Raw genomic sequence first — 19520 nt, forward strand, 5'->3', positions numbered from 1 at the left:
ACTTGGTGGAGGATGACGGGATCGAACCGACGACCCCCTGCTTGCAAAGCAGGTGCTCTCCCAGCTGAGCTAATCCCCCATTGGTTTGGTAGGGCTGGTTGGGCTCGAACCAACGACCCCCGCGTTATCAACACGGTGCTCTAACCAGCTGAGCTACAGCCCCAACATTGCTGTTCTTCGTATTACAACAGTCGATAAGTGTGAACGTTTGAGTCTGATGCCGACTCTAGAAAGGAGGTGATCCAGCCGCACCTTCCGATACGGCTACCTTGTTACGACTTCACCCCAGTCACGAATCCTACCGTGGTAAGCGCCCTCCTTACGGTTAAGCTACCTACTTCTGGTAAAACCCGCTCCCATGGTGTGACGGGCGGTGTGTACAAGACCCGGGAACGTATTCACCGCGACATGCTGATCCGCGATTACTAGCGATTCCAACTTCATGTAGTCGAGTTGCAGACTACAATCCGGACTACGATACACTTTCTGGGATTAGCTCCCCCTCGCGGGTTGGCGGCCCTCTGTATGTACCATTGTATGACGTGTGAAGCCCTACCCATAAGGGCCATGAGGACTTGACGTCATCCCCACCTTCCTCCGGTTTGTCACCGGCAGTCTCATTAGAGTGCTCTTGCGTAGCAACTAATGACAAGGGTTGCGCTCGTTGCGGGACTTAACCCAACATCTCACGACACGAGCTGACGACAGCCATGCAGCACCTGTGTGCAGGTTCTCTTTCGAGCACTCCCGGATCTCTCCAGGATTCCTGCCATGTCAAGGGTAGGTAAGGTTTTTCGCGTTGCATCGAATTAATCCACATCATCCACCGCTTGTGCGGGTCCCCGTCAATTCCTTTGAGTTTTAATCTTGCGACCGTACTCCCCAGGCGGTCTACTTCACGCGTTAGCTGCGTTACTAAGTCAATTAAGACCCAACAACTAGTAGACATCGTTTAGGGCGTGGACTACCAGGGTATCTAATCCTGTTTGCTCCCCACGCTTTCGTGCATGAGCGTCAGTTTTGACCCAGGGGGCTGCCTTCGCCATCGGTGTTCCTCCACATCTCTACGCATTTCACTGCTACACGTGGAATTCTACCCCCCTCTGCCAAACTCTAGCCTCGCAGTCTCCATCGCCATTCCCAGGTTAAGCCCGGGGATTTCACGACAGACTTACGAAACCGCCTGCGCACGCTTTACGCCCAGTAATTCCGATTAACGCTTGCACCCTACGTATTACCGCGGCTGCTGGCACGTAGTTAGCCGGTGCTTATTCTTCAGGTACCGTCAGCAGTCGTGGATATTAGCCACGACCTTTTCTTCCCTGACAAAAGAGCTTTACAACCCGAAGGCCTTCTTCACTCACGCGGCATTGCTGGATCAGGGTTGCCCCCATTGTCCAAAATTCCCCACTGCTGCCTCCCGTAGGAGTCTGGACCGTGTCTCAGTTCCAGTGTGGCTGGTCGTCCTCTCAGACCAGCTACTGATCGTTGCCTTGGTGAGCCTTTACCTCACCAACTAGCTAATCAGATATCGGCCGCTCCAGGAGCACAAGGCCTTGCGGTCCCCTGCTTTCATCCTTAGATCGTATGCGGTATTAGCGTAACTTTCGCTACGTTATCCCCCACTCTTGGGTACGTTCCGATATATTACTCACCCGTTCGCCACTCGCCGCCAGGCCGAAGCCCGCGCTGCCGTTCGACTTGCATGTGTAAAGCATGCCGCCAGCGTTCAATCTGAGCCAGGATCAAACTCTTCAGTTCAATCTCTGTTTTTGCCGCATTTCTGCGGCAGGTCACTCACTCAAAATACTGACGAAATCTCTTTCGAGATTTACGTTTATTTTGTGCGAGCGTTATAACGTATATTTTGAGCATCGGACCCGAAGGTCCGGGCATATCGTCAAACGCCCACACTTATCGACTGTTGATTTTTAAAGATCGCTGCCTTGTTTTGTCGACGAAGCGTTGTGTTCGTCAGCAGCAGAGAAGCGAGATTATGCGGTACAGCGTGCAACTCGTCAACCCCTTCTTTTTCTCGTTTCGCTTTACTGATTTGTCAGTGCTGCGTTGCGAGGGACAGAACTATAACCAAACGCCTGGTGTTTTGCAAGTAAATAGTTCGCCATCACGACTGCGCAAGCGATCCAGGCCGACCACAATGTATGCGTAAGGAAGTGGGCACCGCGCAGTTGCTGCACAAAGCCGACCCCTAATGCAAACGCCATCGTCAAGGCGCCGACGACAAAGGCCTTGCGCGGCTGATCCGGCCACCAGAAGGCCGACAATGCAATCAGCCACAAGGCGCTGGACGCGTGCCCGCCCGGCAGGCAGTGGCCCGCTTCGACACCGGCCGGCATCAGTTCGAGCAAGCGGATATAAGGCGCGTGGCCGCCATAGCGTTCCAGGTCCCACGGGCAATGCGAGGTGCTGGCCCGCTTCAGCAGGCTCACCACGACCGGTACACTGATGGCCGACATGCCTAGAACCCTTACGCCCAGGCGCTGTGCAGGAACCCAATGCAGCTGCGGACGCCAGATGTCCCACAGTGCCAGCACCACGGCGCCGCCGGCCATGCATGACAGCAGGGCCTTGAGGATGACATGGTTGAATTGCTCGGTAAACCAGGTGTGCTGCAAAGGGAAGACGCCACGCGCGCGGTCGTACACCAGGTCTGCCAGGCGCAAGTCAACGTCCGTGAACTGGCCGAGCAGCAGGATCAGGACGGCCGACGCGGCCAGCGCCAGCAATCCCCAGGATTTCTTAAGCATCATTGATACACGCATGGAACATGTCTAACTTGGGGTTGTAAACAGCGGTATTCACATTCAGCATGCCGAGCGTGGAATGGAATACGTTATCGTGCGAGAACGGCTGGATGCTGCGCGCGGCCAGGCAGTTGCGGTCAAGGTGGAAGCGCTGGCTGAAACCGTCCGACAGCCACAGCATCATCGGCACCTTGCGCTGTTCCTCCGGCGAAAAGATGTACGGAGCACCATGCAGGTACATATTCTTCTCACCCAGCGATTCGCCATGGTCGGAGAAATACAGCATGGAAGCCGGTACCCCCGACTCTTTCAGCACCTTGATGGTCTTGTCGAGGAAGTAATCGGTGTACAGGATGGTGTTGTCGTAGGCTGCCGTGATTTGTTCGCGTGTGCACTGCTCCAGTTCATTGGTCTGGCATACCGGGCCGAACTTCTTGAATTCGGGCGGGTAGCGCTTCCAGTACGCAGGGCCATGGCTACCCTTCTGGTGCAGCACGATGACCAGGTCCCTCCTGGCGTCGCGGATCAGCTCCGGCAGTCCTTCGAGCAGGTGTTCGTCGTAGCACTCTTCGGCATTGCACAGCGCATTGCCGGCGACAGGCTTGGACATGTCTTCAAAGCGCACACGGTCGCACACTCCCTTGCAACCAGAATTATTGTCGCGCCAGATCACCTCGAGCCCGGCGTGCTGCAGCACGTCCAGCAGGCCTTCCTTGCTGCGCGCCTTGTCTTCCGAATAATCCTCGCGCGTGAGGTCGGAAAACACACAGGGGACCGAGACCGCCGTGGCAGTACCGCACGAGCTCACATTAGTGAAGTTGACCAGCGACTGCACTTGCGCCAGGCGCGGGTTGGTTTCGCGCCCATAGCCGTTCAAGGAAAAATTCATGGCGCGCGCAGTCTCGCCGACCACGATGATGGTCACCGTACGCTGGCTGGTGCCCGCCGCGGCCCACAAGCTGCCCCTGGCGGCATCCGTGCCGAGGGGCGCGATCACGGTCGCCGTCGCCCATTTGCGTTTGAGGTAGCTATTCGTAGCCTGGAACACATTGGTAGGCGTCAGCATGAAGCGCAGTTCGCGGTGTTCGCGAATGGCCGGCGCCAGGGTTTTGAACAGCACGATCAACAAGCCGGCAGCAAGCAGCAGCGAACCGGCCACCAGCCCAGTATTGACCAGCACCTCGCGACGCAGGGAACCATAGCGCACCGGCAGCCGCCAGATCAGCCACGACGGGATCACGCCCAGCAGCAGCACCGATTGCACCAGTTTCCAGCTAAACAGCTCGCCGGCCTCGCGCACATCGGTTTCCACCACGTTCTGCACCATGGAGGCATCGACCACGATGCCGTACTGGGACATGAAATAGGCCGTCAATGAGGACAGCAGCAATAGCGCGATCACAACAGGCTTGAACAGGCCGCGGAAATTCACCAGCGCCAGCACCCCGTTGAACACCAGCACCAGCAGCAGCGCGGATCCAAGATAGACCAGCAGGTTGGCGAGCTGGAACCCGCCCGTAGCCGACACGAAGCCCTTCCAGAAGCTGATGTTATAGATCAGGACCAGGAAGGAAGCTGTGGCAAGTGGAAGAAAGGCGGAATGAATGCGAGGAAATTTCATCCTCGCACGATAGCTTGCAGTAGGTAAAGGCTACGTCAAGGCGGCGTTAAGATTGCGTTAAATCAGCTGGGAAGCCGATGGAGAAACGGGTACCGCCGCCCTCGCGTTGCTGGACATGCAACTCGGCGCCAAGATACACACAGATGCGCTGCACCAGCCCCAGGCCGAGGCCGGTGCCGGACGAGGCGCCATCGCCTTCCGGGCCCGATTCGCCGCGCAGGCGCGCCAGCGCTGCCGCAGGCAGGCCTGGCCCGGTGTCTTCCACCACGATCGAACGCTGCTCCAGGCGCAGCACGACTTCGCCCCGCTCCGTGTAGGCGCATGCGTTGCGCAGCAGGTTTCCGATCGCGGCCTGCAGCAGCTCGCGCGAGCCGTGGACGGTGAAGTCGGCTCCATCCAGATAGCGCAAGGTGACCGGCTTGCCGGCCACCAGGGGCTGGCAACGCGTGGCTTCGTATTCCGCCAGCTCGGCAACCGACTGCGGCGGCGCTTCCAGGCCTTGCGGCGAACGGGCCAGGCGAAGCAGCACGCTGGCCACGTCGCTGGCTTCGCGCGCGGCGCGGTAGATCCGTTCGGCCGGCGCTTGCAAGCCAGGCTCGCCCTCGGTACGCGCGATCAGCACTTCCGCCGCGCCGCTGATCACGGTCAGGGGCGTGCGCAATTCGTGGCTTACGTCCCCGGTGAAGAAGCGTTCACGGTCAAGGAATTGCTTGAGCTCTCCGGTGCGGCCGGCAAAGGCGCGCGCCAGCACGCCCAGTTCGTCGTTGCGCTCAAGGCAGGGCAATTCTTCCTGGCGCTGTTCGACCGCCTGCGAGAGCAGCGTCATCGGCGTGACAATACGGTTGGCGAGGAAGCGCGCCAGCACCAGCGAACAGATGACAAAAGTGAGGAAGCCTGCAGCGAACATCGAATAGACCACGATCTCGATCGTTTCATATTCGCTATCGTGATCCACCACGACGAATTCCCCATGGCCATCGTTCCCGGCCAGCACGTGCAGGTCGGTTCCATCGACTGTGATCTCGCGCACGCCATGCGGCAGCCCGCGCAGCGAGCGCGGGATGTCGGCGCCGTGGTGGAAGGTCAGGCCGGCCGGCATCTGCACCGGCATGCCGCCGGTATGGCGCGGGGCGGCCCATAACGCCACTTCTTCCAGGCGCTCGTCGACCAGTTTTTCCTCGATGCCTTCCACTGCCAGGGCGGCAATAACGGCAAACACGGCGGAGACTGCGACCGCGAAGGTCATGTAGGCGCCGACGATGCGTCGGCGCAGCGAATCAGTTTTCTTCATCTGCGTTCACCAGCTTGTAGCCGATGCCCGGGATCGTGCGCAGCATGGCAAAAGGATAAGGTTTGTCCAGCGCCTGGCGCAGCGCATGGATGTGGGTGCGCAACGCGTCGCTGTCGGGACGCTCGTCGCCCCACACCTCATGTTCCAGCGCATCCCGCGTAACGACGCGCGGTGCTTCCTTCATCAGGCTTTTGAGGATGGTATAGCCGGTGCGGGTCAGCCCCAACGGGCGTCCGGCGCGGCGCACCTCGTAATTGACAGTATCGAAAGTCAGGTCGCCGAACTGCAGCACCGGCGCCGCTGCCTGCACGCCGCGGGCGCGCCGCACCAGGGCGCGCAGCCGGATTTCCAGCTCCACCAGTGAAAAAGGCTTGACCAGGTAGTCGTCGGCGCCGCTCTCGAAGCCTGCGACCTTGTCTTCCAGCGTGTCGCGCGCGGTCAGCATCAACACCGGCGTGGCCTTTCCGAGCTCGCCGCGCAGCTTGCGGCACAGCTCCATGCCGTTCAGGCCGGGCAACATCACGTCCAGCACCACGGCGTCGTATTCATGCTCGGTTGCCAGCGCCAGCCCACCGTAACCATTGGCTGCCGTATCCAGTACGTAGCCCTTGGGCTCGAGGAAGCCGTACAGGTTGGCGACAATATCCTTATTGTCTTCAATGATAAGTATGCGCATACGGGCATTATAATTCCGCGATGACCATCCCACACATCACCCCACTCAAAGACGAAGCGCTCGCGGCCCGGCTGGATAGCGCCATCAACAACAAGACCAAGCCACTGGGCAGCCTGGGAGCGCTGGAGGCGCTGGCACACAAGGTCGGCATGATCCAGCAGACCACCAGCCCGCAACTGAGCGAGCCTGCCATCCTGGTGTTCGCGGGCGACCATGGGGTGGTGGCGGAAGGGATTTCCGCCTTCCCGCAGGATGTGACCTGGCAGATGGTGGAGAACTTCCTGGCCGGCGGCGCCGCCATCAATGTCTTCGCGCGCCAGAACGGCTGCGCGCTGAAAGTGGTGGATGCGGGCGTCAAGCATGATTTCGGGACGCGCGAAGGCCTGGTTAACCGCAAGATCGCCCCAGGCACCGCCAATTTTGCGCAACAGCCGGCCATGTCGGTGCAGCAGTGCATGGAGGCGATCGAGTGCGGCATGGACCTGGTGGCCGAGCTGCCGGGCAATGTGCTGGGCTTCGGCGAAATGGGGATCGGCAATACCACCGCCGCCGCCGCGCTGATGCATCGCCTGACCGGCATTCCGGTCGCCGATTGCGTTGGTGCCGGCACCGGCCTGGCGCCGGAAGGCGTGCTGCACAAGCAGCACGTGATCGAAGCCGCCATGGCCCTGCACGCCGATGCGCAGGGCGGGCTGCAGGCGCTGGCTGCTTTCGGCGGCCTGGAAATTGCGATGATGGTCGGCGCCATGCTGAAGGCAGCCGAACGGCGCATGGTGCTGCTGGTTGACGGCTTTATCGTCACCAGCGCCCTGCTGGTCGCGTCGCGCGTGCAGCCGGCGGTGCTGGATTACTGCGTGTTCTCGCATTGCTCCGACGAGAATGGCCACAAGCGCATGCTGGACTTCCTTGGCGGCCGCCCGCTGCTGAACCTCGGTTTGCGCCTGGGCGAAGGCACAGGCGCCGCGCTGGCCGTGCCGCTGCTGCATGCCGCCGTCAACTTCCTGAACCAGATGGCGACTTTCGAGTCGGCCCAGGTCAGCGAGAAGTCCGAGTAAGCGCCCATGCAGCAGTTGCGCCTGTTCTTCATCGCACTGCAATTCTTCACGCGCCTGCCTATTCCTCGCTGGGTCGGTTTCGAGCCGGCCTGGCTGCACCATGCCTCGCGCTACTTCCCTGCCGTGGGACTGGTGGTGGCGGCGATTGCGGGCGGAGTGTACGCGGCGGCGGCGCTGGTGCTGCCGCCGCTGCTTGCCGTGCTGCTTTCCACGGCCGCCGGCATCTATGCCACCGGAGCCTTCCACGAGGACGGTTTTGCCGATAGCTGCGATGGCCTGGGCGGCGGTCACACGCGCGAGCGCGTGCTGGAGATCATGAAGGATTCGCGCATCGGCGCGTATGGAGCCATCGGCATCGGCCTGATGCTGGCAACCAAGGTGGCGGCGCTGGCCAGCATGCCGAAGCTGGCGGTGCTTGGCGCCCTGCTGGCGGCCCATCCGCTGTCGCGCCTCATGGCCTGTTCGCTGATCTGGCGCATGGAGTATGCGCGCGCGGAGGGCAAGGCCAAGCCGCTGGCGCAGGAAATGCGCGGCGGCGAGTTCGCCATCGCGACGCTGACGGCCGCGCTGCCCGCGGCGGGCGCGCTGGTCGTGGGCTGGCTGCCGCCGGCTGCATTGGGCGCCGGCCTGGCCGGCATGCTGCTGGCGACGCTCTGCCTGGCGCGCAAGTTCCGGCAACGCCTGGGCGGCTATACCGGCGACTGCCTTGGCGCTGTCCAGCAATTGACCGAAGCCGTGTTCTACGTCGCGGCACTGGCTTGCATGTGGAACTGATCCTCGTCCGCCATCCGCAGCCCGATGTCGCGCCCGGCCTGTGCTACGGCAGCAGCGACATTCCGGCAGCAGCGGACGCCCTGGCCGCCGGCCACGCCGCCCTGGCGCCGCAACTGGCCAGCGCCCTCGCCCGCGGCTACCGCCTGTACTCCAGCCCCCTGCGGCGCTGCACGGCCCTGGCCTCCCTGCTGGGCGCCTTCACGTCCGACCCGCGCCTGGTGGAAATGGATTTCGGCGCCTGGGAGCTGCGCAGCTGGCCCGACGTCGCGCGCGCCGAGGTCGATGCCTGGGCCGCCGACCTGCTCGATTACCGCCCTGGCGGCGGAGAAACCGTGCGCGAGGTGGCGCGCCGCGTGCAGTCCTTCCTCGATGAGTTGCAGCACGACGCCATTGTCGTCTGCCACGCCGGCACCATGCGCCTGATGGCGGCCATCGCCGCCGGTGAGCCCTTGCAGCAGGCGGCCGCCAGGCCAAACCACATCAAGTATTGCGGGATCCTTCGCTTGTCCTGGCCAGCCAAGTCCGTATAATGGCGGGGTTTTGGTGCCCGCAATCGAATTCTCGAATGCAGTTAAACGGGAAACACGGCGCTGTCCCTGACAGCCAACGTGTGCTGCCCCCGCAACGGTAAGCAAGTGCCGCCTTCAATGTGCGGCAGCGACCTCCCGGCCACTGTGCGCAAGCATGGGAAGGCCAGGCCGCCAGACTTGCCAGCCCGGATACCGGCCAGACCAGGTGGGAACGCGCCCTGCGCCCGTTCCTGTTCATGCCGGCTTACGGGGACGTGGGCCGGCGGCTCGTTACGAAAGTTGTCATGTCCTTTCCCCTTACCCGGCAAGCGGCCATCGCGTCGCTGGCACTGGCCGTTGCCGCACCTGCCGTCGAAGCACAAACCCAGGCTGCCGTACTGAATTCCGTGCTGATCACCGCCACCCGCACGCCGCAAGCAGCACGCGACATCATCAGCGACACGCTCAGCATCGGCCCAGAGGAAATCGCGCGCAGCGGCGCCGGCTCCATCACCGAACTGCTGCAGCGCCAGCGCGGCATCGAAGTGAGCCGCAACGGCGGACCGGGCACCAATGCCAGCGTGTTCCTGCGCGGCTCCAACGGCAACCAGGTCATCGTCCTGATCGACGGCGTACGCATCGGCTCCGCCAGCAGCGGCGCGGCCGCCTGGAATGCCATTCCGCTGTCCGCCGTCGACCATATCGAAGTCGTGTACGGCCCGTTGAGCACCCTGTACGGCGCCGATGCCATCGGCGGCGTGGTGCAGATCTTCACGAAGAATGGCCACGGCAGCCCGGCGATCGATGCCGGCGTATTGGCAGGCACTTACGGCACCCGATCCGGCACCGCAGGCATTGCCGGCAGCGCCGGCGCCTTCAACTATGCCCTCAGCGCGGGCAAGGAACGCTCCGGCGGCTTCTCCGCCACACTGCCGGCCAGCTCCAGCTACAACAGCGATGACGACGGCTACGACCGCAAGCACGCCAACGGCCAACTGGCCTGGCAGGTCGCGCCCGGCCACGAGCTGGGCGTGCAGTTCCTGCATAGCGACCAGGAAGCGGATTACGATAGCGGCACCAAGGTGCGCGCCTGGAGCACGCAGAAGCTCGACACCGCCGCGCTTTACTCGCGCAACCGCCTGAGCGACGCCTGGCAGATGACGACGCAAGCCGCGCAATCGCGCGACAAGTCCGGCAGCTTTGCCGCCACCGCCAGCCAGATCGATACCAAGCAGACCCAGTTCAGTTGGCAGAACGATATCGCGCTGGGCACCGACAGCCTGCAGCTGCTGGCCGAACACCGCAAGGAAGAAATCGAATCCAACACCGCCGCCCTGGTGCGTGAGCGCAGCACCACTTCCTGGGCCGCCAGCTACAACATGAAGCGCGGCGACCACCTGCTGGCCGCCGCCGCCCGCAACGACGACAGCTCGCAGTATGGTTCGAAGAGTACCGGCTCGCTGGGCTACGGCTACCGCATCACGCCGGGCCTGCGCGTCAACGCCAGCTACGGCACCAGCTTCCGCGCGCCGACGTTCAATGAGCTGTACTACCCCGGCTACGGCCTGCCGGCCAATCGCCCGGAAGAAGGCCGCAACCGCGAAATAGGCGTCCACTTCGAACAGGGCGGCACAGCGCTGGGCGCCGTGGCATACCGCAACAAGCTGACCGACCTGCTGGTGAACATCGCCCCTTGTCCGCTGCCCGGCTTCCGCTTTGGCTGCGCCTACAACGTCAACCAGGCCACGCTGGAAGGCATCTCCCTGTCGGCACGCCAGCAGCTGGGCAGCAATTTCACGCTGTCCGCGAGCGCCGACCTGCAGAACCCGCAGGACGACATCAGCGGCAAGCTGCTGGTGCGCCGCGCCAAGCGCCACGGCAACCTAGCGCTGGAATATACTGCGGGCAGCCTGAGTACCGGCGCCGAGTGGCAGCTTTCCGGCTACCGTTTCGACGATACGGCCAACCGCAACCGCCTGGGCGGCTACGGCTTGCTGAACCTGTATGCGGCCTGGGAATTCGACCGTTCCTGGACTGCCACCCTGCGCTGGAACAACGTGGCCGGCAAACACTATGAACTGGCGCGCAATTACGCCACCGCCGGTTCCACCGTGTATGCCGGCCTGCGCTTCAGCTACAAATAAATGAGATAAGCTGCCCGCTATGCATCCACTTTCCGCCAACCTGCGCATGCGCGCCGTCACCGTCATCATCCTGCTGGTGCTGTTATCGCTGGCCAGCCTGGTTGCTGCCGGCATGATCGGTTCGGTCAGCATCCCGCTGGGCGACATGCCTGGCGCGCTGCGGGAGTTCATCAGCGGGCAACCGACCTCATTGCCTGGCCACCTGCTAGGCCTGCGCGCCGAACGCGCGGCGACGGCGTTTGTCACCGGCGCTTCCCTGTCGCTGGCCGGCGTGATGATGCAGGCCTTGCTGCGCAATCCGCTGGCCGACCCTTATGTGCTGGGCATTTCGTCCGGCGCATCGGTTGGCGCACTGGCGGCATTGCTGTTCATGTGCGCGGCGTGGATGGTGGATGCCGCCTCCTTCGCCGGCGCGGTCGTGGTATCGATGATGCTGTACTTCCTGGCGCGGCGCGACCTGCGCGGTGGCACCGCCGCGGAAGGCGGCACTGCCCTGCTGCTATTGACCGGGGTGATCCTGTCTTCGGGCTGCATCGCCCTGGTCACCCTGATGCTGTCGATTGCGCCGGAAAGCCGCCTGCGCACCATGGTTTTCTGGCTGATCGGCGACCTGTCCGGTTCCCCGATCCGCTGGCTGCCGTGGATTGTGCTGGCCGGCGGGATGGCGTTCGCCCTGCGCGCTGCACGTTCGCTGAACGTGATGGCGCTGCATGCGGAAGCGGCAGCCACCCTGGGCATCCGCGTGAGCGCGCTGCGCAAGGGCCTGTTCTTCTGTTCCGGCCTGCTGACCGCCAGTGCTGTAACAACGGCGGGCAGCATCGGCTTCGTCGGCCTGATCGTGCCGCACGCTTGCCGGTTCGCCTTCGGCCCCGACCATCGCCTGCTGGTGCCAAGCGCCGCGCTGGTCGGCGGCGCCTACCTGGTGCTGGCCGATACTGTGGCGCGTACCATCATCGCGCCGCAGCAACTGCCTGCGGGCGTGGTCACTGCGCTGGTGGGCACGCCGGTCTTCCTGTACCAACTGCACCGGCTGAGGAAATAAGATGATCGGCACCCATCAACTACGCCTTGCCATGGGCAAGCGCACCCTGGTCGACAGGCTGGACTGGCAGGTCGGCGACGGCGAATGCTGGAGCGTGATCGGCCGCAACGGCGCCGGCAAGAGCACCCTGCTGCGCACCCTGGCCGGACTGCGCCAGCCGGAAGCCGGCCATGTCAGTATCGACCGCCGCGCACTTGGCGAATGGCCGCTGCAGGAACTGGCGCTCAAGCGCGCCTTCCTGGCGCAGGCCCGCAGCGATGCCTTCTCGTACTCCGTGATCGAAACCGTGCTGTCGGCGCGCCATCCCTACCACGACAACCGGTATTGGGAAAACAGCGACGACCACCAGGCCGCCATTGCCGCCCTGGCCGCAATGGAAGTCGACCACCTGGCGGCACGCGACGTGCGCACGCTGTCCGGCGGTGAGCGCCAGCGCGTGGCCATCGCCGCCATGCTGGCGCAGGATACGCCGCTGCTGCTGCTCGACGAACCGGCCAACGCGCTGGACCTTGCGCACCAGGTCAGCGTGATGTCGCTGCTGTCCAGGCTTTGCCGGGAGCAGCGCAAGACCGTGGTGATGGTTGGCCATGACCTGACGCTGGCGCACAGCGTCTCTTCCCACGCACTGCTGCTGATGGGCGACGGGCGCTGGCTGGCGGGCCCGGTCGAGGAAGTGATGCAGCCCGCTGTCCTCAGCGAATACCTCGACCATCCAATCGAAACCGTCCGCCACGGCGAACGCACCATCTTCATTCCCGGGAGCCCCCAATGAGCGATATCAACGACCGCCACCGCGACCGCATGGCGCGCAAGAAGGCCATTATCGACGCCAAGATCGCGGCAGCCGACAAGAACATCGGCGTCCTGATCGTCAACACCGGCAATGGCAAGGGCAAGAGCTCGAGCGGCTTCGGCATGGCGATGCGTGCCATGGGGCACGGCATGAAAGTGGGCGTGGTGCAGTTCATCAAGGGCGCCATGTCGACCGGCGAAGAACAGTTCCTGCGCCGTTTCCCTGAAGAGTGCAGCTTCCACGCCATGGGCGAAGGCTATACCTGGGAAACGCAGAACCGCGAGCGCGATATTGAAAAGGCGCAGCAGGCCTGGCAGCAGGCGCGCGCCTTCCTGCGCGATCCATCCTACGGCATGGTGGTGCTGGATGAACTGAACATCGCCCTGAAGTACCGCTACCTGGACGTGCACGACGTGATTGCCGACCTGCTGGATCGTCCGGAGATGCAGCATGCGGTGGTTACCGGCCGCGCCGCGCCGCAGGAACTGATCGACGTCGCGGATACCGTCACTGAAATGACCGTGGTCAAGCACGCGTTCAAGGCCGGCATCGCAGCGCAGCCGGGCACGGAATGGTAGCCCGCGCCGTCCTGATTGCCGCCGCCGCATCCGGCCAGGGCAAGACCACTGTCACGGCAGCGCTGGCGCGCAAGCTGGCAAGCGCCGGGCGCCGCGTGCGGGTCTTCAAGTGCGGACCGGATTTCATCGACCCGATGGTGCTGGCGCGCGCTTGCGGCTCGCCGGTCGAATCGCTCGACCTGTGGATGGTAGGCGCTGAACGCTGCCGCGCCCTGCTGGCCGAGGCGGCGGAGCAGGCCGATGCGATCCTGGTCGAAGGTGTAATGGGCCTTTACGATGGCACGCCTTCCGCCGCCGACCTGTCGCGCGAATTCGGCTTGCCGGTATTGGCCGTGATCGATGCCGGGGCCATGGCGCAAACGGCCGGGGCGTTGGTGCACGGCTTGCGCGATTATGGGCCGGTGGCCATGGCTGGCGTGGTGGCGAACCGCATCGCCAGCGCTGGACATGCGGCCATGGTCGCAGCCTCCCTGCGCGACATCCCTCTGCTGGGCACCCTGCCCAAGCAGGCCGCATCGCTGCCCGAGCGGCATCTGGGTCTTGTATTGCCGGACGAAGTCGCCGGCCTCGATGCATTGCTCGACACGCTGGCTGGCCAGCTGACGCTCGATCTCGCGGCCTGGGACGCCTTGCCAATCATGTCCATTGCGGCTGGCGCAGACGCCGCTGCCGGCAACGGCGCGCCAGGACGGCCTCTTGAAGGCTCCCGCATTGCCATCGCACGCGACGCGGCCTTCATGTTCCTCTACCCGGCCAACCTGTCGACGCTGGAAGCACTCGGCGCGCAGCTCGACTACTTTTCGCCGCTGGCCGACGAGCCGGTGCCGCGCGAAGCCACGGCCGTTTACCTGCCTGGCGGCTATCCCGAACTGCACGCCCCAGCGCTCTCCACCGGACAGCGCTGGCAGGCATCGCTGCGCGCCGCGCATGCCGACGGCCTGCCCATCGTCGCCGAGTGTGGCGGCATGATGGCGCTCGCGGACTCGCTGCAGGACAAGGAAGGCAATGACTGGCCGATGGCCGGCCTGTTGCCCGGCAAGGTCGCCATGCAGGCCCGCCTTGCAGGCCTGGGAGCGCAAGCGATGCCTACCGCGCAGGGCCCGCTGCGCGGCCATACCTTCCATTACTCGCGCCTGGAGACCTCGGTGCCCGCCGCCGCGACGACGCAAAAGCATCCAAGCGGCGCCGCGGGCGAAGCCGTTTACCGCGTGGGTTCGCTGCAAGCGTCCTACTTCCACGGCTATTTCCCGTCCAACCCCGCCGCGGTGGCGGCCTTGTTCTTGCGGAGCGCTGCATGACACGCACACTGGTCTTTGGCGGCGCCCGTTCCGGCAAGAGCGTCCACGCCGAGCAGCTTGCGGCGGCTTCCGGCAAGGAGGTGGTCTACATTGCCACAGCCGCAGCGGGCGATGCCGAAATGTCGGCCCGTATCGCCCAACATCGCGCGCAGCGGCCCCAACACTGGCGCACCGTCGAAGAGCCGGTCGCACTTGCTGCCGCATTGGCCGAATGGCGGGCGGCGCACCGCCTGGTGCTGGTCGATTGCCTGACGTTGTGGCTGTCCAATCTGATGTTCAGCGACGGCACGCAATACCCGGAAGTCGGCACGATCGAGCTTCCGGCGTGCTTCCACGAACAGCGCGCGGCCCTGCTCGGCGAGTTGGCGGTCGAGCGCGGCGAGGTCGTGCTGGTGTCGAATGAAGTCGGCATGGGCATCGTGCCCTGGGGCGCCGTCTCGCGCAGCTATGCCGACGAAGCCGGCCGCCTGAACCAGTCGGTTGCCGCCGTCTGCGACCGGGTCGTCTTTGTCGCGGCGGGCCTGCCGCTGATGCTGAAAGGCGCCTGATGCTGCTGGCTGGCCTGGACTGGACCACATTCGCTGCCGCACTGCTGGCTGGCGTGCTGCTCGACGCCATCCTCGGCGAAGTCTCGCGCCTGCATCCGCTGGTCGGCTTCGGCCGCCTGGCCAAGGCAATCGAAGCGCGCCTGAACCGTTCCAGCGCCGCCGCCCCGGCTGCACCCGTTGCCCGCTTCGCACTCGGCGCACTTGCCTGGGCGCTCGCCGTAGTGCCTCTCACCATGCTGGCAGCATGGACCTTCGCACAGCCGCTGCCCGCCGCAGCACAGGCGGCCCTGCACGCCACCCTGCTGTACTTCTGCCTTGGCCTGCGCAGCCTGCGCGACCACATGCTCCCGATCGGCCGGGCCCTGCAATCCAAGGACCTGCCGGCCGCCCGCGCCCTGACCGCCCGCATCGTCAGCCGCGACACCGAACAGGCCACCGTTTCCGAACTCGCCAAGGCCGCCACCGAATCAACGCTGGAGAACGGCAATGACGCCGTCTTCGGCACCCTGTTCTGGTTCGCCATCGCCGGCGGGCCCGGCGCCCTGCTGTTCCGCCTCGCAAACACGCTCGACGCCATGTGGGGCTATCGCACTGAACGTTTCAACCTGTTCGGCCGCAGCGCGGCCCGCATCGACGACGCGCTCAACTATCTGCCGGCCCGCCTGACCGCCATGAGCTACGCCCTGCTGGCGCCCGGTGCCGGAAGCACGCGCCGCGCACTGGCCTGCTGGCGCAAGCAGGCTCCCGCCTGGAGCAGTCCCAACGCGGGGCCGGTCATGTCCACTGGAGCCGGCGCACTCGGCCTGCAACTGGGCGGGGCAGCAAGCTATGGCGGCCAGGCCGAACAGCGCCCGCCGCTCGGCGAGGGCGCCGAAGCGTCTGCCGCCGACATTACGCGCGCCTGGCGCCTGGTGCGCAACGCAAGCGGGCTATGGATTGCCGTCATGCTCGCCATCGCCTATGGAGTACATCATGCTTGAACACGGCGGCAAGCTGCGCGAAGCAGCGCAACGCTACGGCCGCAACGACTGGCTGGACTTGTCGACCGGCCTGAATCCGGGCGGCTATCCAGCGCCAGCCTTGGCCTCCGACGCCTGGCATCGACTGCCCGAGCACGACCCGGCCCTGCTGCATGCCGCGCAATGCTACTACCGCGCACCGCGCATGCTGGCAGTCGCGGGAACACAGGCGGCAATCCAGGCCCTGCCCCGCCTGCGCGCGCCATCGCGCGTGGTGGTCGCCAGCCCAAGCTATGCCGAGCACCTGCATCATTGGTCGCAGCATGGCCACCGCACCAGCCCAGTTCCTTACAGCGAACTTGACGCCGCCGTGGCCACGGCCGACGTTGTGGTGGTCTGCAACCCGAACAACCCTACCGGCGCCTTCGTACCGCGCGCAACCCTGCTCCGGTGGGCGGAAGCGCTGGCAACTCGCGGCGGCTGGCTGGTCGTCGACGAGGCCTTCGCCGACACCGATGGCGCCCACAGCCTTGCCGACGCCACGCAGGCCGCTGGCCTGGTCGTGCTACGCTCCGTCGGCAAGTTCTTCGGCCTGGCAGGCTTGCGCCTCGGCTTCGTCGCGGCGCGCGACGACATCCTCGCGCCGCTGGCCGACATGCTCGGCCCCTGGGCAGTAAGCGGACCGGCGCAGCAAGTCGCGCGCGCCGCGCTGGAGGACAGCGCATGGCAGGGCGCCGCGCAGGAAAAGCTGCACGCTGCCGGCACCCGGCTGCGCGCGCTGCTGGCCAGCCACGGCATCGCCAGCAACGGCACCTCGCTGTTCCAATGGTGGCCTGAACCGCTTGCCGAAGAATTCCACGACCACATGGCGCGCCGCGGCATCTGGGTACGCCTGTTCCGCGAAGCGGCGCGCGGCATCCGCCTCGGCCTGCCGCCCGACGAGGCAGGCTGGCAGCGCCTTGAACTGGCATTGAACGAATGGACGAACCGATGAAAAGTTACCTGCTGATCTCCGCACTGTGCGCCGCCCAACTGCAGGCGCACGCCGCCATCACCGTCAACGACGATGACGGCAAGCCGGTCACCCTGCAAAAGCCGGCGCAGCGCGTCGTCGCACTGGCGCCGCACGTCACGGAACTGCTATTCGCAGCCGGCGGCGCCGAAAAAATCGTGGGTGCGGTCAGCTACAGCGACTATCCCGAAGCCGCCAAGCAGATTCCCCGCGTCGGCGACAATCGCCAGGTCGACATGGAGCGCCTGCTGGCGATGAAGCCGGACCTGCTGGTGGTCTGGCGCCACGGCACCTCCGAGCGCCAGATCGACCAGTTGCGCCAGCTCGGCATCCCGATGTTCCACAGCGAGCCGAAAAAACTGGACCAGATCGCCGACAACCTGGAAAAGATGGGCAGGCTGCTTGGCACCGAGCCCGCCGCCAACGCGGCAGCGAAGGAACTGCGCCAGAAGCTGGCTGCCCTGCGCGCGCAATATGCGGCGCGTCCGCCGGTGCGCACCTTCTACCAGGTATGGGACAAGCCGCTCTACACACTGAACGGCGAACACATCGTCAGCGACGCACTGAAAGCATGCGGCGGCCAGAACATCTTCGCCGACCAGAAGGTCACGGCGCCGGTAGTCAGCGTGGAGGCCGTGCTGCAAGCCGATCCCGAAGCAGTCTTCGCCACGGCGGAAAAGGACTATGGCGGGGTCGGCCTGTGGCGCCCTTACAAGACGCTCAAGGCGACCAGGCAGGACAACCTGTTCACGATCGACGGCAGCCTGCTCAATCGCGCCGGTCCGCGCATGATCGCCGGCACCGCAGTGCTGTGCGAAAAGCTGGAAGAAGCGCGCAAGCACCGTCCTGCAAAATGAGCTTCCCTTACCGTACCCTGATGGTCCAGGGCACCACGTCCGACGCCGGCAAGAGCACCATTGTCGCGGCCCTGTGCCGCCTGCTGAAACAGCGCGGCGTGCGCGTCGCGCCCTTCAAGCCGCAGAACATGGCGCTCAATAGCGCCGTCACCGTCGACGGCGGCGAAATCGGACGCGCCCAGGCGCTGCAGGCGATTGCCGCCGGCATTCCGTCGCACACCGACATGAATCCCGTGCTGCTCAAGCCAAGCAGCGATATCGGCGCCCAGGTCATCATCCACGGCAAGGTGCGCGGCGACATGAATGCGCGCGACTACCACCAGTACAAGACCGTCGCCATGGCGGCCGTCCTGGAATCCCACCAGCGGTTGTCGGCACAGTATGAGACCGTGGTGGTGGAAGGCGCCGGCAGCCCGGCGGAAATCAACCTGCGCGACCGCGATATCGCCAACATGGGCTTCGCGGAAGCCGTCGACTGCCCCGTCATCCTGTGCGCCGACATCGACCGCGGCGGCGTGTTCGCCCACATTGTGGGCACCCTGTCCTGCCTGTCGGAGAGCGAACGCCGTCGCATCATCGGCTTCGTCATCAACCGCTTCCGCGGCGACATCAAGCTGCTGGAGCCCGGCCTGGACTGGCTGGAACAACAAACCGGCAAGCCGGTGCTGGCAGTGCTGCCCTACCTGCATGGCCTGTACCTGGATGCCGAAGACGCGGTGCAGGCCGTGCAGGCCGAGCGCGGCGCCTTCCGCGTGGTGGTGCCAAGCCTGCCGCGCATGAGCAACCATACCGACTTCGATGCGCTGCGCGCCCACCCCGGCGTCGACCTGCGCTTTGTACGCAAGGGCGAAGCAATCCCGCCTGCCGACCTGCTCATCCTCCCGGGAAGCAAGAACACGCGCGACGACCTGGCCGCGCTGAAGGAAGGCGGCTGGCCGCAGGCGATCGCACGCCACCTGCGCTATGGCGGCAAGGTGATCGGCATTTGCGGCGGCTTCCAGATGCTGGGCACCCAGGTGGACGATCCGCACGGCGTGGAAGGCCGGGCCGGCAGCGAGACCGGCCTGGGCTTGCTGGACATGCGAACGGAGCTCACGCGCCACAAACGCCTGGCGCAAGTCTCCGGCCAATGCGCCTTCAACGCTGCGCCGGTCAGCGGCTACGAGATCCACATGGGCGTGTCGCACGGCCCCGCAATGGCGCAACCAGCCTTCTTTATCGACGGCCGGCCGGAAGGCGCCGTCTCGTCCGACGCCCAGGTGCTCGGCACCTACCTGCACGGGCTGTTCGACCACCCGCAAGCCGGCCGCGCCTTGCTGCACTGGGCCGGCCTGGCAACGCAACACACCGTCGATACCAACGCCTTGCGCGAAGCTAGCCTGGATCGGCTGGCTGCCGCCTGCGAACCGCTGCTGGAAGCGCTGCTCAAGACGGCGTAGGAATTGCTTTATTTGCAAACACTTGCAAGATTGGCTAACATCGTCCTGTTGAGTAACCGGATTTCAAGTCAAGGCCCGCACTACAGTGAAGCTGATTCGGAAAAGCAGCCTGGTTCGCAGGCAAAAAGACGCCACCATCCATTGCGAGATTGAGCTCTG

17 protein-coding genes, 2 tRNA genes, 1 rRNA gene and 1 riboswitch are annotated in these 19520 nt (G+C 64.6%); of the genes, 13 read left to right on the forward strand and 7 right to left on the reverse strand.

The window, feature by feature from the left end:
- Window positions 1–3: 3 nt before the first annotated feature.
- The 7 genes from ACN9M3_RS30650 to ACN9M3_RS30680 all read right to left on the reverse strand — a co-directional run bounded on the left by ACN9M3_RS30650 (window position 4) and on the right by ACN9M3_RS30680 (window position 6353).
- A tRNA-Ala gene (locus ACN9M3_RS30650) sits at window positions 4–79 on the reverse strand.
- Window positions 80–86: 7 nt separating this feature from the next.
- Window positions 87–163 (reverse strand) — tRNA-Ile (locus ACN9M3_RS30655).
- 67 nt (window positions 164–230) lie between these two features.
- Window positions 231–1761: ribosomal RNA gene (locus ACN9M3_RS30660) — 16S ribosomal RNA — on the reverse strand.
- A gap of 284 nt (window positions 1762–2045) precedes the next feature.
- Window positions 2046–2771, reverse strand: coding sequence for a phosphatase PAP2 family protein (locus tag ACN9M3_RS30665; protein WP_426319644.1), 726 nt, complete (start codon window positions 2769–2771; stop codon window positions 2046–2048).
- On the reverse strand, window positions 2761–4386 hold the full coding sequence (locus ACN9M3_RS30670; protein ID WP_426319646.1) for a phosphoethanolamine transferase: 1626 nt from the start codon (window positions 4384–4386) through the stop codon (window positions 2761–2763). The genes ACN9M3_RS30665 and ACN9M3_RS30670 overlap by 11 nt, the downstream gene beginning before the upstream one ends.
- A 46-nt stretch (window positions 4387–4432) precedes the next feature.
- The gene (locus tag ACN9M3_RS30675; protein ID WP_426166138.1) at window positions 4433–5677 is read right to left on the reverse strand and encodes a sensor histidine kinase; all 1245 of its coding nucleotides are present in this window, start codon (window positions 5675–5677) and stop codon (window positions 4433–4435) included.
- Window positions 5664–6353, reverse strand: coding sequence for a response regulator transcription factor (locus ACN9M3_RS30680; RefSeq protein ID WP_426166141.1), 690 nt, complete (start codon window positions 6351–6353; stop codon window positions 5664–5666). The genes ACN9M3_RS30675 and ACN9M3_RS30680 overlap by 14 nt, the downstream gene beginning before the upstream one ends.
- Window positions 6354–6373: 20 nt before the next feature.
- Here ACN9M3_RS30680 and cobT point away from each other — a divergent pair, with 20 nt between their 5' ends.
- The 13 genes from cobT (at window position 6374) to ACN9M3_RS30745 (ending at window position 19361) form a co-directional block, all read left to right on the forward strand.
- The gene (gene cobT, locus ACN9M3_RS30685) at window positions 6374–7408 is read left to right on the forward strand and encodes a nicotinate-nucleotide--dimethylbenzimidazole phosphoribosyltransferase (RefSeq protein WP_426319649.1); all 1035 of its coding nucleotides are present in this window, start codon (window positions 6374–6376) and stop codon (window positions 7406–7408) included.
- A gap of 6 nt (window positions 7409–7414) precedes the next feature.
- The gene (locus ACN9M3_RS30690) at window positions 7415–8182 is read left to right on the forward strand and encodes an adenosylcobinamide-GDP ribazoletransferase (RefSeq protein WP_426319651.1); all 768 of its coding nucleotides are present in this window, start codon (window positions 7415–7417) and stop codon (window positions 8180–8182) included.
- Window positions 8173–8712 carry a histidine phosphatase family protein gene (locus ACN9M3_RS30695; RefSeq protein WP_426319653.1) on the forward strand — a complete coding sequence of 180 codons (540 nt, stop codon included), beginning with the start codon at window positions 8173–8175 and terminating at the stop codon, window positions 8710–8712. Before ACN9M3_RS30690 ends, ACN9M3_RS30695 begins: the two co-directional genes overlap by 10 nt.
- Window positions 8707–8927, forward strand: a riboswitch (cobalamin riboswitch). It overlaps the preceding gene by 6 nt.
- Window positions 8928–8996: 69 nt before the next feature.
- Complete coding sequence (locus tag ACN9M3_RS30700) at window positions 8997–10835, forward strand: TonB-dependent receptor domain-containing protein (protein ID WP_426319655.1); 1839 nt, start codon at window positions 8997–8999, stop codon at window positions 10833–10835.
- Between the two features lie 19 nt (window positions 10836–10854).
- Complete coding sequence (locus ACN9M3_RS30705; protein ID WP_426319656.1) at window positions 10855–11877, forward strand: FecCD family ABC transporter permease; 1023 nt, start codon at window positions 10855–10857, stop codon at window positions 11875–11877.
- 1 nt (window position 11878) lies between these two features.
- Window positions 11879–12649, forward strand: coding sequence for an ABC transporter ATP-binding protein (locus tag ACN9M3_RS30710; protein WP_426166158.1), 771 nt, complete (start codon window positions 11879–11881; stop codon window positions 12647–12649).
- The gene (gene cobO, locus ACN9M3_RS30715; protein WP_426166161.1) at window positions 12646–13248 is read left to right on the forward strand and encodes a cob(I)yrinic acid a,c-diamide adenosyltransferase; all 603 of its coding nucleotides are present in this window, start codon (window positions 12646–12648) and stop codon (window positions 13246–13248) included. The genes ACN9M3_RS30710 and cobO overlap by 4 nt, the downstream gene beginning before the upstream one ends.
- A complete protein-coding gene (locus ACN9M3_RS30720) occupies window positions 13242–14546 on the forward strand; it encodes a cobyrinate a,c-diamide synthase (protein WP_426319659.1) in 1305 nt (434 codons plus the stop codon). The genes cobO and ACN9M3_RS30720 overlap by 7 nt, the downstream gene beginning before the upstream one ends.
- Window positions 14543–15094 carry a bifunctional adenosylcobinamide kinase/adenosylcobinamide-phosphate guanylyltransferase gene (gene cobU / locus ACN9M3_RS30725; protein ID WP_426166165.1) on the forward strand — a complete coding sequence of 184 codons (552 nt, stop codon included), beginning with the start codon at window positions 14543–14545 and terminating at the stop codon, window positions 15092–15094. Before ACN9M3_RS30720 ends, cobU begins: the two co-directional genes overlap by 4 nt.
- 2 nt (window positions 15095–15096) lie before the next feature.
- Window positions 15097–16074, forward strand: a complete 978-nt coding sequence (locus ACN9M3_RS30730; protein WP_426323883.1) for a CobD/CbiB family cobalamin biosynthesis protein — start codon at window positions 15097–15099, stop codon at window positions 16072–16074.
- Window positions 16067–17047 carry a threonine-phosphate decarboxylase CobD gene (gene cobD / locus ACN9M3_RS30735; protein ID WP_426319661.1) on the forward strand — a complete coding sequence of 327 codons (981 nt, stop codon included), beginning with the start codon at window positions 16067–16069 and terminating at the stop codon, window positions 17045–17047. Before ACN9M3_RS30730 ends, cobD begins: the two co-directional genes overlap by 8 nt.
- Window positions 17044–17922 carry a cobalamin-binding protein gene (locus tag ACN9M3_RS30740; protein ID WP_426166170.1) on the forward strand — a complete coding sequence of 293 codons (879 nt, stop codon included), beginning with the start codon at window positions 17044–17046 and terminating at the stop codon, window positions 17920–17922. The genes cobD and ACN9M3_RS30740 overlap by 4 nt, the downstream gene beginning before the upstream one ends.
- A complete protein-coding gene (locus ACN9M3_RS30745) occupies window positions 17919–19361 on the forward strand; it encodes a cobyric acid synthase (RefSeq protein WP_426319663.1) in 1443 nt (480 codons plus the stop codon). Before ACN9M3_RS30740 ends, ACN9M3_RS30745 begins: the two co-directional genes overlap by 4 nt.
- The last annotated feature ends 159 nt before the right edge of the window (window positions 19362–19520 follow it).

The sequence above is a fragment of the Pseudoduganella sp. R-43 genome, from assembly GCF_049913255.1.
GTDB lineage: Bacteria > Pseudomonadota > Gammaproteobacteria > Burkholderiales > Burkholderiaceae_D > Rugamonas.

Bases quoted from the DNA above. Each gene is read 5' to 3' on its own strand.
- ACN9M3_RS30665 (WP_426319644.1), bottom strand. From the start codon at position 2,771: ATGATGCTTAAGAAATCCTGGGGATTGCTGGCGCTGGCCGCGTCGGCC.
- ACN9M3_RS30670 (WP_426319646.1), bottom strand. From the start codon at position 4,386: ATGAAATTTCCTCGCATTCATTCCGCCTTTCTTCCACTTGCCACAGCT.
- ACN9M3_RS30675 (WP_426166138.1), bottom strand. From the start codon at position 5,677: ATGAAGAAAACTGATTCGCTGCGCCGACGCATCGTCGGCGCCTACATG.
- ACN9M3_RS30680 (WP_426166141.1), bottom strand. From the start codon at position 6,353: ATGCGCATACTTATCATTGAAGACAATAAGGATATTGTCGCCAACCTG.
- cobT (WP_426319649.1), top strand. From the start codon at position 6,374: ATGACCATCCCACACATCACCCCACTCAAAGACGAAGCGCTCGCGGCC.
- ACN9M3_RS30690 (WP_426319651.1), top strand. From the start codon at position 7,415: ATGCAGCAGTTGCGCCTGTTCTTCATCGCACTGCAATTCTTCACGCGC.
- ACN9M3_RS30700 (WP_426319655.1), top strand. From the start codon at position 8,997: ATGTCCTTTCCCCTTACCCGGCAAGCGGCCATCGCGTCGCTGGCACTG.
- ACN9M3_RS30705 (WP_426319656.1), top strand. From the start codon at position 10,855: ATGCATCCACTTTCCGCCAACCTGCGCATGCGCGCCGTCACCGTCATC.
- ACN9M3_RS30710 (WP_426166158.1), top strand. From the start codon at position 11,879: ATGATCGGCACCCATCAACTACGCCTTGCCATGGGCAAGCGCACCCTG.
- cobO (WP_426166161.1), top strand. From the start codon at position 12,646: ATGAGCGATATCAACGACCGCCACCGCGACCGCATGGCGCGCAAGAAG.
- ACN9M3_RS30720 (WP_426319659.1), top strand. From the start codon at position 13,242: ATGGTAGCCCGCGCCGTCCTGATTGCCGCCGCCGCATCCGGCCAGGGC.
- cobU (WP_426166165.1), top strand. From the start codon at position 14,543: ATGACACGCACACTGGTCTTTGGCGGCGCCCGTTCCGGCAAGAGCGTC.
- cobD (WP_426319661.1), top strand. From the start codon at position 16,067: ATGCTTGAACACGGCGGCAAGCTGCGCGAAGCAGCGCAACGCTACGGC.
- ACN9M3_RS30740 (WP_426166170.1), top strand. From the start codon at position 17,044: ATGAAAAGTTACCTGCTGATCTCCGCACTGTGCGCCGCCCAACTGCAG.
- ACN9M3_RS30745 (WP_426319663.1), top strand. From the start codon at position 17,919: ATGAGCTTCCCTTACCGTACCCTGATGGTCCAGGGCACCACGTCCGAC.